Here is a 14,846-nt window from a genome sequence, read left to right on the forward strand (position 1 = left end):
TCCCTAAATCTTAATACAGTTCAGATCAGTCCAAAACCATCGGTGAGATTTAAGATAAAGCACATTTTGTCAATCAGTTAAAATACTCAAAATAAATTAGATGAAAATATAGTCGTGCAATTACCTTAACCTCTCACCGATGTCACAAACTACAGCACGAATAACCGAAGCGATCGCAGTTGTTAACGCTTTCATAAAATCGCAATGTCGGCATTAAATGGTAAAATCCGGGTTAATTAAAGTATCAGTGTAATAACAGTACGTATTAAAGGGCGATGGCTTTGTTAACCAAGTGGGTAATGAGAGTTAGGGAAAAGCAAGAATCATTATGACATTCCAAATAATCCAAAAAACGGCTTCAACAAAGAGCGAAACGCCAACAACATTTCACTTGTCATCAAGACCCTTTGCGCCCATTATTCAACAGCCAATAGCAACACCTCATCAGCAATCGGAACAGACTAAGGGATTAGTTCAAAGAAAGAAGAACTTGTTAGAAATTCCTTTGATGCCTCCGCCAAAAAAAGTAATCCAGGCAAAGTTGACAATTGGGGAACCAGGGGATAAGTACGAACAGGAAGCGGATACCGTAGCGCGTACAGTGGTGCAAAGTCTTCATCAACATGACGATATACCAACTCGAAACACATATCTGACAATTGGGGAACCAGGGGATAAGTACGAACAGGAAGCGGATACCGTAGCGCGTACAGTGGTGCAAAGTCTTCATCAACATGACGATATACCAACTCGAAACACATATCAGCCCAAAAGAGAGTTTGCCCAAGGTCTGAAAGCCCAGATATTGCAGCGATCGCGCGAGGATGGTGGGGTTCCTACATGGGCGAAGGAAGAATACAGGGCGGAAACCAAAAGAACAGTCATATGCAGCATGACGCCAGATGGGCAAATCGGCAGCCTGTATTTCGACGATGGACGCATCCGGACGACCCATGCTTTAGGTCCACAAAGAAACACCCATACCACCGAAAGGATTCAGTTCAACATAGATGAAAGGTACGCTTGGCAAGAATTTGAGAGCGAAGATCCTGAGGGATACAACTCGCCGAAAAAGCATAAGATATACCTGAAGTGGCTCCAAGAGGGTCTAGATGAGGCAATCAAGGAAGAATTGGAATTCCCCAAATGGGCAACATTACTCAACAGCCCAGACGCAGCGCATGACCTTAACACTGGAAGACCATCGGAAAGCATAAAGCTGTTTGAGATTTTCATAGATACCAACGGTAAGATAGACAAGCACCACTTGTCTCGGGGAGTTGCAACGAAATTTGATACCGACAAGCAAGTGATTTCAGTGTTAAATGCTGCGATAGATCGCATTGACGGAATGGGTCTTAAGGATGTACGAGAAAGAAACACAGAGTTTTACAAATTTGTGAAAGCCCGACTTCCCAAATTTGTGGAGGATTACATAAGGCATCCCGATCAAATCAGAATTCATCAGCAATCGTAAACGCTTGCTATCTCACACGCAATCCTCTGGCATTCCGCAGGATTAACCTACCCACCATGTGTAAATCTTGGATCGAAGTGCGATCGCTCAATCTTGTAGGGTGCGTTAAGGTACAGAGCAATGCATTAATGTTGCAGGTCGATGCATTAATATTGCAGGTTGATGCATTAATATTGCAGGTCGATGCATTAATGTTGCAGGGCGATGCATTAATGTTGCAGGGCGATGCATTAATGTTGCAGGGCGATGCATTAATGTTGCAGGGCGATGCATTAATGTTGCAGGGCGATGCATTAATGTTGCAAGTCAAGATTTTTGTGTGTACACCGTAGAGTTCGCCTTTGGCGTTCCCGTGGGGTAGTTGGCGCTGCCGAATTATTCAAATCACATCCATCCGGCGATTTCAGCATCAGTTAAAGGCTTCTCTAACTTGGTATATTCGGTCTGAGCAGCCCGCAATACGTGTTTCATTTGCACGGGTTCGCCAGCATCGGCAGCCAAAAAAGCTGCATTTAAGGCTATATTACGGATATTACCCCCAGCTACATTCAGCCGTGCTAGTTGCAGGGCATCTAAATCTGCGGTTGGAGTGTTGGCTGGAAAAATGCGTCGCCAAATTTCGGCTCGTTGTACTGCATCAGGGAAAGGAAACTGCACCACGAAACGAATGCGCCGTAGGAAGGCTATATCAATTGCACTCTTGAGGTTAGTAGTTAGAACTGCTAACCCTGGGTAGCTTTCCATGCGCTGCAATAGATAGCTGACTTCAATGTTTGCATAGCGATCGCGTGCATCTTTGACTTCACTGCGTTTGCCAAATAAGGCGTCAGCTTCATCAAACAACAAAATCACTCCACCTTGTTCTGCGGCATCAAATACCCGTCGCAGATTCTTCTCTGTCTCGCCAATATATTTGCTGACTACCGATGATAAATCAATGCGATAGAGATCGAGGCGCAATCTCTGTGCCAGCACTTCTGCTCCCAAAGTTTTACCTGTGCCGCTAGTACCTGCAAATAAGGCGCTGATTCCCAACCCCCGCCCACCTTTGTCAGCAAAGCCCCAATTATTATATACAGTATTCCGTTGCCGCACATGAGCCGCAATTTCCCGCAGAACTTGTTTCTGGGCTTCTGGTAATACCAAATCTTCCCAATCACCAGAAGGTTCAATTCGCTGGGCGAGTTCATCCAAGCGGGGACGTGCTTGCACGCGACAGGCGTCCCATAAAATATCACCGATATCGTTTTCTGATGTTTGTGCTAGTTGTCCTGCGGCTTCTGCACAAGCAGCGCGAATAGTTGCGGCACTCAAGTTAAACTGATCTACTAAGGTTTTCACTTGCCCGTTCATTTGTGGGGCAATTGCAGTTAGTGCATCTTGCCAAACTACACCTTGTTCTTCGATCGTTGGTTGATGTACGTCAAAATTAACTACTAGGCGTTGTGATGAGCCTATCCGCTCCCGACTGGTAACGATCAAAAAGCCATTGGTGCGTTCAATGAAATGAGCGATCGCATTCAGCCGCGCCGTATCATTGGTATCGAGTTCCTTGCAATCCAAGAGTAAGGCACACCTACTTAAAATCGTTTCCCTAGTCCACAAGCGGATAAGATTATCTAACTCGCTCGGTGCTAAGGGAATGACTTGTGCAGACATTACCCACAAACTCAAACCCTGGAGTTGACAAATCCTGGCGGCAATGGCGCGTTTAGTGAAAGTTTCAACACCACATAACTGAACAACTGGCAAGCTGTTCGCTTTCTTCGCTTGCAACCACACGGCTGCAACTCGCTCTGCTAGTTCTTGGTGCGATGGTACTAAATCGCTAATTTCTGGTAATGGTTCAATGATGCCAGCTAATCGTTCGTCAAGATATTGGATGCCCGTGAGATAATGTAAAATCCGCTCGTCAATTCTCAGGGGACTGAGAGTCAGGGCATGAGCATCACCAAGTTGAATTAACCGCCAATGACGTAAGGAAGCATTTGGAGCGATCGCATCCCAATGTACGTGAGGTAAAGTTGCTAGAGCTAAACTTAAGGTTGGGTAAGCTCGCTGTGGATCTGCGTGGACATTAGCACACAATTTGCCAAAATCTCCATGCAATTCCATTGCGGCACACAATAGCAACAAATCGCGTTCAAAGGATGAGAGGTTAAATATTTTGCAGACTCTATCTAATGCCGATGGTGCAGGCATTGCAGCAGCAGCCTGTTGGAGCGCTTGTTGTAAATTTTCCTGGTTTTTCGCCTCAGGTTGATTTTGCAAGATGGCAATGTGATTTTCTAAAATACCACGCACCACGGCTAGGGCTGCTGATAGGTAGCGGTAGTTTGCTTGATCCCAATTGCGATCGATGTTTGTAGCATTCATGAAATTGTCACCTGTGGCGAATCATAGTCCCCAGACTGATTTTTGTGCAATGGACTTTCTGCTCCGTCTACCCGCACCCGCACCATATAACTTCCTGGCTTCACATTTTTGACCGGAATAACAATCGCATCAGTATCTTCAGCCCGTGGTGCAACCAAAAAAGAATAAGTTACCAGATTTGGAGCTGACACATCACTAAGTAATAAAACGATCCGTTGTGCGTTGCCAACTTTGGGATGAAATTTAAGAGTAATTTCTGCTGAGCGTAAATTGTTACTGTCATTTTCCACTTGAGCAACTAACGCCGTAATTGTTGGATGGAGGACAAAAGTTGCAACATTGGATTCAACTATACGATCCGTTTGCGTAGTATTGCCCATTGGCAGATGTACAACTTGGATACTCTGGACGCTTGCATACAAATCTGGCGGGACTAAAAAACTGACTTGCGTTTCTTTAACATCTTGAGGTATCAGTAATGTCTCCGTGTTACCCAATCGGATGCGAGTGATATCACCACGCAACCGCTTACCACGAATAATTAATGTTGTACCAGCAACAATCATTTGCTCGCGATCGCTTTTTGCCCCAGCTATCACTTGCTCTATATTTGGTTGAGACAAGGGCATTATGTACAGACCTTCAACATTCTCAGATTTGTTACTTTCAATCAATACCATTGATGCCATATACGTAGCTGAAGGTCGATAGTGTGTTTGTAACGCAGACCATAACTTAGAAGTTTCTTCCATATTAAAAAACTCTGGAGTCAGTTTGATCTGCCCAATTTGCTCAGCTAAATCGGATACAGAGACACTAGCCACAGCTTGCGAAAAAGCACTTGAGGTATTAGTTGTAGATGCATTCAGCAGAGTATTTTCAATAATATCCGATGTGATAAATGGTGTTTTATGTAGCAAATGCATCGCATAGCCTAGTAAAAGCTCTGCCTGAAAATCCTTCGCTCCGTAAGCTGTTAATACATAGTGGAGGTCGAGGGCGAGTGGTGGACTGGAAGAAGACGGATTTCCATTAATACGTGAGTGTCTGCTGCGAAATTCCTGAGATACCCAATCAACATTACGATTCTGCGTCACTTGATAGAGAAAAAGGTTAAGTTGAGGGCGCTCGTCAGCTTCAACTGAAATTCGATCCGGCGGTAGGGCAGTTACAATCACATCACCAACACTAGCAGCGATCGGATCGCTGACTAAACCGTTTTCCAGCAACACTTTTAGTACTGCTGTCACGGTGGCTATAGAGAGCATATTACTCATCCTCGTTCCTCATGGCAATAGCACATATTCATCATGTACGCCAGATTACATTGACAGAATACATTTTGCAAAACTTAAAATATTCTATATTCTGTAACAGATAAACCTTTCCCTACTCGTAACACTTGGAACGCTTGGAAGTAAAAAATCTATGACAACCCTGTAGATACTCCAGATAATAATAAGAAAATCATGGTTTTTTGGGGTATAGCTGAGATATTAACTACATTTCCCTGAAAAAGTACAATCCCCCAAGCAATTACTAAAATGACAACAGTTCGGATTGCTGTTGCTAAATTAGCGTTCACATTTTCTACGCCGATTTTGGCAAAGATAGTTGTCAATGCTGCAAAGCCAGCCGAAAATCATGCATATATCCACCAGAATATGGTGTTGCTTCCATTTTGCCTCCTAATTCACTAGTCAAAATTAGCAGTGTCATTTAAGCTCATTTTGCTAAATGAAATTACTTATCTGTCAACTTTGAGTTTTCGGTTTGTAGTTTGCAATTTACCGCTTTGCTCTCTCGATCGCTCAGCACTACCGAAGCTACGCTCCTCGTGAAATTTACGCCAACTTTACATCAGGGAACAAATTTCAACTACCATAAGTCATAATTTTAAACATTTCCTTAAATTTATAGGGTTACTTTTATGTTAAGCTGAGTATTAGGTAGAAAATCCTTAGTAACATATATTACTAATATTATCTACGTAAAAAAGTAAGCATTTATATTTGTAAGACTAGTATTATCTCTGACTAAACTTAACACTTTAAAATAACTAGGATGGGTTCCCCCAGATGAAATCCCCACCTTCTTCAAATTCTTGGAATGGTCGCTTTGTAGGTGATAACCAGCGGTATCGTTTAGACCGACGGTTAGGCGGAGGTGGCATGGGAGAAGTTTTCCTGGCAATGGACACCCGTGTAGGTCAGCAAGTAGCGTTGAAATTACTCAAAGATACGCTGGTGGCTTCACAAGAAATGAGAAAGCGTTTTGAGCGTGAGGTAGCAGTTTGTGCTGCCTTACAAAGCGACCACATCGTGAAGATTAGTGATTGTGGAGTCACCCCAGAAGGTTTTCCATTTTATGTGATGGAATATTTGCGCGGGCAAACGCTCAGACAATTATTGCTGCGGGAAAAGCGGCTATCTGTTGAGCGGACTGTGAAAATTATGGCGCAAGTTTGCCAGGGTCTACAGCTGGCTCATCAAGGAGTGACTCTGCAACGGGATGGAGGAAAAAGCACTGAGCATATTCAGGTAGTTCATCGTGACCTAAAACCAGATAATATATTTCTCGTGCCTACAGATTTGGGAGAGTGGGTAAAGGTTTTAGATTTTGGTGTTGCCAAAATCCGTAGTGAATCTTCGGAAAATTCTAATATTACAAATATAACGAGTACATTCATTGGTACATTTCGTTACGCACCTCCGGAACAAATCCAAAGTGATAAAAACCTGGATGCTAGGGGTGATATTTATAGCTTAGGTATTATCCTTTATGAAATGCTGAGTGCAGCCGATCCATTTGGGATTAGCATTAAAGGTAGCCATATCAGTGAAGCTTCCTGGGTGTTAGCCCATGCTTATGAGCCACCGAAACCACTGCGGGAGCAGCCAGGGTGTGAGAATTTGCCCGAACAATTGGAAGCAGTGGTGATGAAATGCCTCCACAAAAACCCAGCTAATCGATTTACAACGGTAGAAGAACTCAATCAGGCTTTGCAAGCGGCTGCTAAATTTGTCACCGGGGCTATTAGTATACCCGGACAAGTTAATGTGCAGGGGCGACCTTCTTACAATCAAGGTTCAAATCACGAAACTATTCCCAGACAACCGAACGACGACACGATTATTCGTCCTCCAGATGCCTATAATCAGGGTTCAAATCACGAAACCCTTCCCAGACAATCCAGCGACGACACGATTATTCGTCCTCCAGATGCCTATAATCAGGGTTCAAATCACGAAACTATTCCCAGACAATCCAGCGACGACACGATTATTCGTCCTCCAGATGCCTATAATCAGGGTTCAAATCACGAAACTATTCCTAGATCGTTTAACCCGATTGAGCAAAGCCAACCTCAGGGAACTGCTCCTCCGCTTCCGCCTATTTATAATCAGGGTTCAAATCACGAAAACCTTCCTAGAACATTTAACCCAGTTGAGCCAAGTCAACCTGAGAGTAACAATCCTCAACAGAGTCCTGTGAATAATCAGAACCCCAGCAAACCAGATGTAACATTGTATCAACCGCGACATACATCTAATCAAAGTACACCGCAAGTACCACCTGATAAGACATTATTTCAACCTCGACGTGCGGGTAGCCAAAATCCGCCACAAGTGCCACCTGATAAGACATTGTTTCAACCTCGACGTGCGGGTAGTCAAAATCCGCCGCAAGTGCCACCCGATAAGACGTTGTATCAACCGCGACCTGCATCTCATCAAGGCAGACCACAAGCGCCATTAGATAAGACTTTGTATCAACCGCGACCTGCATCCCATCAAGGCAGACCACAAGCGCCAACTGATGACACTATTTACCAACCAAGGTCAGACGGTCAGTCATCTACAGGAATCGCTCCCAATTTGTTGCGAATCTTGGGAATCATCTTAGCCATTGGACTGACTTTAGCATTTCTAACTTACATATATAATAATCAATTTAAATCTCCGAAAGAGCGAAGCAACGAGCAAAGTTTGTCTAATAAGTTTTGAGAAGTTCGTAGTAAGCACTTTAGTACTGAAAAAATGAAGGAATAAAGTCCTTACTACAAACATGGATTACCAATCAAAATTCATCAGAGAAAACACGAAAGTGAAAGTTATTTAACTAAATCCTTCACCTTGTTGATGATACTCACTGAATCAATACCTTGATGGGGAAATTGTTCCCACAAACCGCCGCAACCTTCTTTATGAGTGCCAAGATGAGCATATTTAGGAGTAAACCCGCGCTCTAACAGCCAGCTACCAAAACGGCTACCCAATCCAGTACGACGGTTAAAGGATTCTACTACAAGTGCAAAAGGAGCATTACCGATTTTTGCCATCATCTCTTCGTCAATAACGTTTAAAGTAGGTTTGTTGATCAAACCTACATCTAGCCCTTCTTGTTGGAGACGCTCAACAGCATCGAGGGAACGATACAAAGCTTCACCAAAACTGATAATGTAGCCTTGAGTTCCTTCTCGAATCACCTCATCTTTACCTGGGACAAATTTATAGTTACCACCAAAGAAGTTATCGCCGTTCTTATCGAGAATTAATGGTACTTTAGAACGCGTAGAAAAAATAAACCGCAGTCCAGGATCAAAGAACACAGCTTCTACACAGGCTTTCATTTGATTAACATCAGATGGAAAGTAAAGACGTGTTTCGTAGCCATCATCTAAACCATTGTCAGCGAACATATTATTTAAACCGAAGTGGCAGGTATTATCTGCCATATCATCGATACCTGCATGGGAAAAGTGACAAAGGACATTGGAGTAGTTCAGCCGCGCCATCGTAATCTCGGAGATACACATTTCCAAGAAAGCGCTAAAGGTGGCGAAAATTCCTTGTTTTCCTGCCTCCATACCAAATCCGGCAGCAGCCGAAAAGTTTGCTCGCTCCATAATGCCAGAGGAGATAAAAATTTCCGGGTATGCATCGTGAATTTTCTTCAGACCACAGGAACCTTCAAGATCGCTATCGATGACTCTGACTTTTTCCTTGCGTTCTGCTTCACTGATACGACCTAAGACAGCAACTACCGCATCACCGAACACATTACGGTTGGCATCCCATTTGTCACTGGAGCCAAGAAAAGTGTAGGTTTGTTTCGGTTTTTGAATATTTTTGATATATTCCACAGCAGCAGTTTGTTGGCGTGATTCTAGATATTTAATTGCCAACTCTACCGAAATCACATCATGACCGTGGGTAGAACCTTCTAACCCTGCAATGCCAGGACACATGGGGCGTTTATTGATGACGGCAATTGGTCCAGGAGTAGTTACAGCTTCGCAAATACGACGGTATAAGTCGTCTAAGTCTTCTCCATCTCCTGCGAGTATCTTTAACCCATGCCCTTCTAGGGTTTTGGCAACGGTGAAACCGGGTAAATATTTTGAAGGATGTCCGGCAATTGTGACATCATTATCATCAATGATTAGTTTGACATTAAGATGTTGAGCCACAGCCAAACGGGCAGCTTCAGCGTCATTGCCTTCTTGTTGAGAACCATCGGAACCAAGACAGAAAACAACTTTGCCGGGATTGGCGATCGCCACACCATTAACATAAGGCCACATATGCCCTAATCGTCCAGAACTAAACTTGACACCAGGAGTTAGACCCAATTCAGGATGTCCTGGTAAGTGAGAGTTTGCTGCACGATATTGCAGGAGTTGCTCGCTTGGTAAGTCACCATGTAAAGCTGCCATTAGATACTGAGTTGCAACTCGATGTCCGGCTTCATCAAAGAAAATCGGCACAAATTGCTCCCCTGTTCCCCGAAACAAGGCATCAAGTATGACTACCTCTGGTACTGTGTCATAGGGTCCACCAGTGTGACCACCCACCCCTCTAGCGGCTCCGGTAGCTGTAAAAAAGACGATCGCATCACGGGAAAGTTGAATATTTGCTTTTAGGCTTTCTCGTTGCTCTTGGGTAAGAGTTGCATTGGCTGGATTGAGAGTTAGATACTTGTAAGCGCCCAAATCAATGGGAAATTGAATGTTGGTAACAGTCATAAATTATTCCTTGGATTTAAACGGATTTTGGGGATTGGGGATTGGGGATTGGCTACTGAGAAACTATTCCTAAATATTTATTTCCTAGTCCCTAGTAGTCTACCAACCCAAAAATGCTAAGTGAGGACTGGGGAAAGGGGAAAGGGAAAAGGGTAAGAGATTTAAACCCTTTCCCCTTTCTCCCTTACCCTTTACCCCGCAAAGTTCACTTGGCGAACTACTAGTCCCCAGTCCCCAGTCCCCAGTCACTAACAAGCTAAGATTGTTAAATCTTGCTTGCGCGAATGTACTTGAATTTATTTAAAAGTCATCTGAAATATGCAGAAACCTGCATGTCTATGAGTATAAACTCACAAACGCGCATTTTCAAGATCAAATATGCAATTTCAGGAAAATCAATTATGCTAACTGCGGAGCGACGACAATTCATCTTAGAGATTCTGCGTCGTGACAAAAAGGTGTTATCGTCGGAACTCAGTGCTGTTCTGAAAGTTTCTGAGGATACGATTCGTCGGGATCTGCGGGAACTAGCCGAATCGGGTTTTTTACAGCGCGTTCATGGAGGGGCGCTTCTGACTTCTCCAGCTCTTGCCAGTTATGCCGATCGCCAAAAACAAGCACCGAAAGAAAAAGAAGCGATCGCCCGTGCAGCTGCCAAATTGGTTAGTACAGGGCAAGTGGTGATTTTAGATGGAGGTACAACAACTCTCCAAGTAGCCCGTCATTTGCCCTTAGATTTGCAAGCGACAATTGTCACAAATAGCCCTCCCATTGCTGTTGCCTTGGCAGAACACCCTAATATAGAAGTTGTCATGTTAGGCGGACAACTCTACAAAAAAGCCTTGGTAAACGTTGGTACTACTACAGTTGAGGCATTACGGATGATTCGTGCAGATTTGTGCATGTTGGGGGTGTGTAGTCTACATCCAGAATTTGGGATTAGCGTACAGAACTTAAACGAAGCGCATGTCAAACGAGCGATGATTGCTGGAGCCGCAGAGGTAGTTGGATTAGTCACAGAGGAGAAGTTAGACACTGCTGCTCCTTATGTTGTCGAGTCGATTCATGCACTAACTTACCTGGTAACTGCACCGACTGTTTCCGATCGCCTGTTAACTTCTTACAAAGCTTTGGGTTTGACAATCATCCGCGACCAAATAATTACTAATTCGTAATTCGTAATTAAAGAGGGTACAAGCCGCCACTGATTGTAACTACGAATTACGTAAGCGTTGCGCTTTAGCGCTAAAGCGCAACTACAAACCAGTGATGATTATTTGAGTAGACTGAGCATTATATACTACAAAAAAGTAGCGTAGTTAAATATACTACGCTACTCGATCTAACAGAATTAAAAACACTTGGAGTTTACCAAGGTAGAGGTAACCCTGTAACAGCGATCGCACCTGCAATCGCACTGGCTGCAAGGGAAGTTAAGGCTGTACCAAATATCCACCACGCTGCATTAGCAACAGTTTTTTTGGTTTCTTCGGCTTGCTTTTTAGCTTGTTTTTGAATCGCTTTTAGGCGTTTTTGTGCTTCTAGCTGGATGCGTTCGGCTCGTTGCAGTACGCTATCCCGCGCCGTTTCTATTTGGTCGATAATGCGGTTGGCGTCTGCTTCAGAAATATCCTCACGAGAACTGATCACAGCAACTAAGGTATCACGATCGAATTCACTCAGGCGATCGCGCAATGCTTCAAATCCAGCTTGCGGATCGTCAAAGACTTTGCCAAAGTCTTGCTTAATTCCTTCATAGTTGAGTTCGGGACGCTCTAGAGAGTTCAGATAGTTGCGAACTTTGCCAAAAATCCCATCCAGCAATGATTGCACCTTTTGTTGAATCTGTTGGAATTGCAGGACAATAGAACTGCGAACAGACTCAATTTGCTCGACAATTCGGTTAGCTTCTGCTTCGGAGATATCCTCGCGTTGAGATAGCAGCGCCACAATTGTGGAACGGTCAAATTTCGAGGCGCGATCGCCTAAACTGCCAATTCCAGCACGGGGAGAAGACAACAACAATTGCAAATCGCGCTTGATTCCTTCAGGGTTGAGTTCTTCTTTGTTAGTGTTCCGCAGGTAATCTTCAAGATTGGCTTCAAAATCTACAACTTGTTGAGTGGTACGCTTTGCTAAACGTCGCGGCGCTTTCAGAATATCACCAATGGCATCTTGTGCGCGATCGATGATCTGATTAACTTGCTCTTGGCTCAAGTCTCCCCGCTGACTCACGAGTTTAACTAAGGTTTCTCGATCGACATGAGAAAGGCGATCGCGCAATGCTAATGCACCAGCTTTGGGATCGTCGAGTAATTTTTCCAAATCCCGTTTAATACCTTCTGGATCGAGTTCTTCTAAGTTGGTATTGCGGAGATATTCAGCGATCGCTTTTGTCGTTTTTTCATACTGTTCTTTCGCCTGTTGCGGTACTTGCAAAATACTATCTCGCACGTCTTCGAGTTGATCGAGAATTTGGTTTACTTGTTCTTCGCTCAAATCTTGACGTTGGCTGAGCAATTGCACTAGTGTATCGCGGTCAAATTGCGATAAACGTGAGCGTAAAAGGCTAATTCCGGCTTGCGGATCTTCTAGTAAGACTCGAAACTCGCGTTTAATACCTTCGGGATTGAGTTCGTCTTTGTTCGTATTCCGCAAATAATCTTCAACTCTTTGGCGCAATTCATCGGCTTTGGCTTTTGCTTGTTCTTGCAATTCTCTGGCACGATTCAAGATATTATCGCGGTTGCGTTCGAGTTGACTAACAATATTATTAGCTTCTTCTTCGCTGATATCTTGACGCTGCTGGAGCAATTGGACAAAAGTATCGCGGTCAAATTGTCCGAAGCGATCGCTTAAATCTTCAAACCCAGCTTGGGGATCTTCTACTAACTTGGCAAAGTCCCGTTCAATACCTTCAGGGTTGAGTTCTTCTTTACCAGTGGAACGCAGATAATCTTCGATGCGGGTGCGGAAATCTTGACTTTTTTCTTGCGTTTGCGCCTGTTTAACAGTTTCTAAAACTTCTTGGCGATCGCTTTCCATTTGTTCGGCAATTTCTTTTACCCTAGCTTCACCAATATCACCCCGTTGCTTCAGCAAGTTGACGAAATATTCTTGATTTATTTCTGACAACTCCCGTCTGACAGTCGTCGGATCTGCATTCACATCATAGATGACTTCTTTAAATTCTTCTCTGAGGGTAATGCGATTAAAGTGCCAAGGAAACGAATTTAATATGTAGTCTTCTACATCTGCCTTAATCGTGTTTTCGAGTGATATTGGCAATTTTGTAGTTGCTTGCTCTCTAAAGTTTTGTAGTTGCTCTGTAACTCGATCCACATCGACATCTTGAACTTTCTCTTTCAGCTTTTGCAACTGAGTTGTAATCTTATTCACATCGATATTAGAAAGGTTTACCCTTTCCAATACAGCGGGGACAGCGGCACCCAAGCCATATCGAACAGCTTGCTTAATCACACCATTGCTTTGCTTCCCATTACCTATTCCGGCTGTAACCAGTTCTTGCAGACGTTCGCCTAAATTCTCGGAATTTAGTTCTTCGGGAGTAGCAGATTTCAGCAAATTAATTACTTGCTCAGTTGGATTTTTGCGATTTAAAGCTTGTTGCCAAGCACCTTCTAATTGGTCAGCAATGCCATTAATATCTTCTTTCGATAAATCAGTGCGATCGCTAATTAAATCAAGAAAGGTTTGACGGTTAACATTCTGTAATAAATCACTGTTAGCAACAGATTGCAAATCTGTATCTTTAAGAAACTGGTCAAATTGACTACGAATTTCTTTGATATCCAACTTTGGCAGTTGCACAGAAGCTAAAGAACTTTGCAGGGTATTTCTAATACTTTCAGGGTGAAAGCCTGAAGTTAATTCTCGACGGACTGCGGCTGTAATATCTTCGGCTGTAGAAACCAATTGTTGTTTTGCGCTATTAGCACTGATACCCGCAGTTGCTGAACCCGTCAAAGCTTTAAAACCAGAAGTGACAGTATTAGCTATAGAACCAATTAAAGAACCGACTGCGGATGAACCAAACCAAATTATCAGTGAGAAATAAATAGACCAGATGACTACACCGAGAATCGATCCGATAAATGCACTGTCGATTAAGCTCAATTTAACTGCTAAAAAAGAAGCAATCAATAATGCAATGCTAGTGGTTATTAACACCCAAAAACCGACTTTAGTTTGAACTTTGCGAATCGTACTACCCATACTTTCTGACTCATTATCTGAGTCAGTTTCCCAAGACGAAATTCCTACAGCAACTGAAAAGTTGGTCAATAACAGTTGGAAGGCTAAGGCCATCGAAACCCCAGCCAGCAATGCTACCCAAAATTTCGGTCCCGAAAAAAGAACTGATGCTTCTCCAGGAGTTAATCCTTGTTGAGCTAAAGTTATAGGTGCTAATCCGAAAGATAGCCAATCCCATCCAAAACTACTTAAAACACTTTCAAGCATACTATTTTCTCACCTGTACTCGATAAAATATCCATATTCTTTAGAAAATGGCTTATCTATCAGTCTAGATATTTAGTTTATTAGCCTTACACTTTCTCAGGGAATAAAGACTTTTGTCAAAAGTCGTATCTTTGTAAAGAATATTTTTATATTAATCATAAATGAGTGGCGAATAAAACGATCCCCAACTTATTCAAGTAAGTTAGCGATCTCAGATTGATGTGGTTTATAAATCAAATACGATTGTTAGATTTGCTATATTAATTAGTGTAAAGATTGTCAAAGTAAGAGACTTGTTATTTTAGATTTAATTTATTTAATTTTATTAATTTGTTTAGAGAATTAGTGATACTTTACTTATTTCGATAAAACTACCTATGTCTGTTGATAGATAAAAATTTATTCCAAGAGATTGAGGAAAAAAATATATAAACATGTATTAATAGTGATTACTACGAGCGATAACCAAGCTATAAGTTTTTG

General features: G+C 42.9%; 9 protein-coding genes. 5 read left to right on the forward strand and 4 right to left on the reverse strand.

Annotated elements, in window-relative coordinates; genetic code table 11:
* Positions 1–328 precede the first annotated feature (328 nt).
* Positions 329–1,477: a hypothetical protein gene (locus ACFG4S_RS12545; RefSeq protein ID WP_392535114.1), complete on the forward strand. Its 1,149-nt coding sequence runs from the start codon at positions 329–331 to the stop codon at positions 1,475–1,477.
* A 128-nt stretch (positions 1,478–1,605) separates the two neighbouring features.
* Positions 1,606–1,809 carry a hypothetical protein gene (locus ACFG4S_RS12550; RefSeq protein WP_392535115.1) on the forward strand — a complete coding sequence of 68 codons (204 nt, stop codon included), beginning with the start codon at positions 1,606–1,608 and terminating at the stop codon, positions 1,807–1,809.
* Positions 1,810–1,861: 52 nt separating this feature from the next.
* On the opposite strand, the gene ACFG4S_RS12555 is transcribed toward ACFG4S_RS12550, so the two are convergent.
* Both ACFG4S_RS12555 and ACFG4S_RS12560 read right to left on the reverse strand, forming a co-directional pair.
* On the reverse strand, positions 1,862–3,853 hold the full coding sequence (locus ACFG4S_RS12555; protein WP_392535116.1) for an ATP-binding protein: 1,992 nt from the start codon (positions 3,851–3,853) through the stop codon (positions 1,862–1,864).
* Entirely contained in the window at positions 3,850–5,130 is a 1,281-nt protein-coding gene (locus ACFG4S_RS12560) for a DUF4255 domain-containing protein (RefSeq protein WP_392535117.1), read from the reverse strand. The genes ACFG4S_RS12555 and ACFG4S_RS12560 overlap by 4 nt, the downstream gene beginning before the upstream one ends.
* A 267-nt stretch (positions 5,131–5,397) precedes the next feature.
* On the opposite strand from ACFG4S_RS12560, the gene ACFG4S_RS12565 reads away from it, so the two are divergent.
* Positions 5,398–5,553 (forward strand): hypothetical protein, encoded by a 156-nt coding sequence (locus ACFG4S_RS12565; protein WP_392535118.1) that lies wholly within the window; start codon positions 5,398–5,400, stop codon positions 5,551–5,553.
* Positions 5,554–5,931: 378 nt separating this feature from the next.
* A complete protein-coding gene (locus tag ACFG4S_RS12570; protein WP_392535119.1) occupies positions 5,932–7,860 on the forward strand; it encodes a protein kinase in 1,929 nt (642 codons plus the stop codon).
* A gap of 107 nt (positions 7,861–7,967) precedes the next feature.
* Here the strand turns inward: ACFG4S_RS12570 and ACFG4S_RS12575 are convergent, their stop codons facing one another.
* Positions 7,968–9,881 (reverse strand): transketolase C-terminal domain-containing protein, encoded by a 1,914-nt coding sequence (locus ACFG4S_RS12575; protein ID WP_392535120.1) that lies wholly within the window; start codon positions 9,879–9,881, stop codon positions 7,968–7,970.
* 401 nt (positions 9,882–10,282) lie between these two features.
* Between ACFG4S_RS12575 and ACFG4S_RS12580 the strand changes: the two genes are divergently transcribed.
* Positions 10,283–11,056: a DeoR/GlpR family DNA-binding transcription regulator gene (locus tag ACFG4S_RS12580; RefSeq protein WP_392535121.1), complete on the forward strand. Its 774-nt coding sequence runs from the start codon at positions 10,283–10,285 to the stop codon at positions 11,054–11,056.
* 193 nt (positions 11,057–11,249) lie between these two features.
* Here the strand turns inward: ACFG4S_RS12580 and ACFG4S_RS12585 are convergent, their stop codons facing one another.
* Positions 11,250–14,363, reverse strand: coding sequence for an MFS transporter (locus ACFG4S_RS12585; RefSeq protein ID WP_392535122.1), 3,114 nt, complete (start codon positions 14,361–14,363; stop codon positions 11,250–11,252).
* Positions 14,364–14,846 lie beyond the last annotated feature (483 nt).

The organism is Nostoc sp. C117, from assembly GCF_043099735.1.
GTDB lineage: Bacteria > Cyanobacteriota > Cyanobacteriia > Cyanobacteriales > Nostocaceae > Nostoc.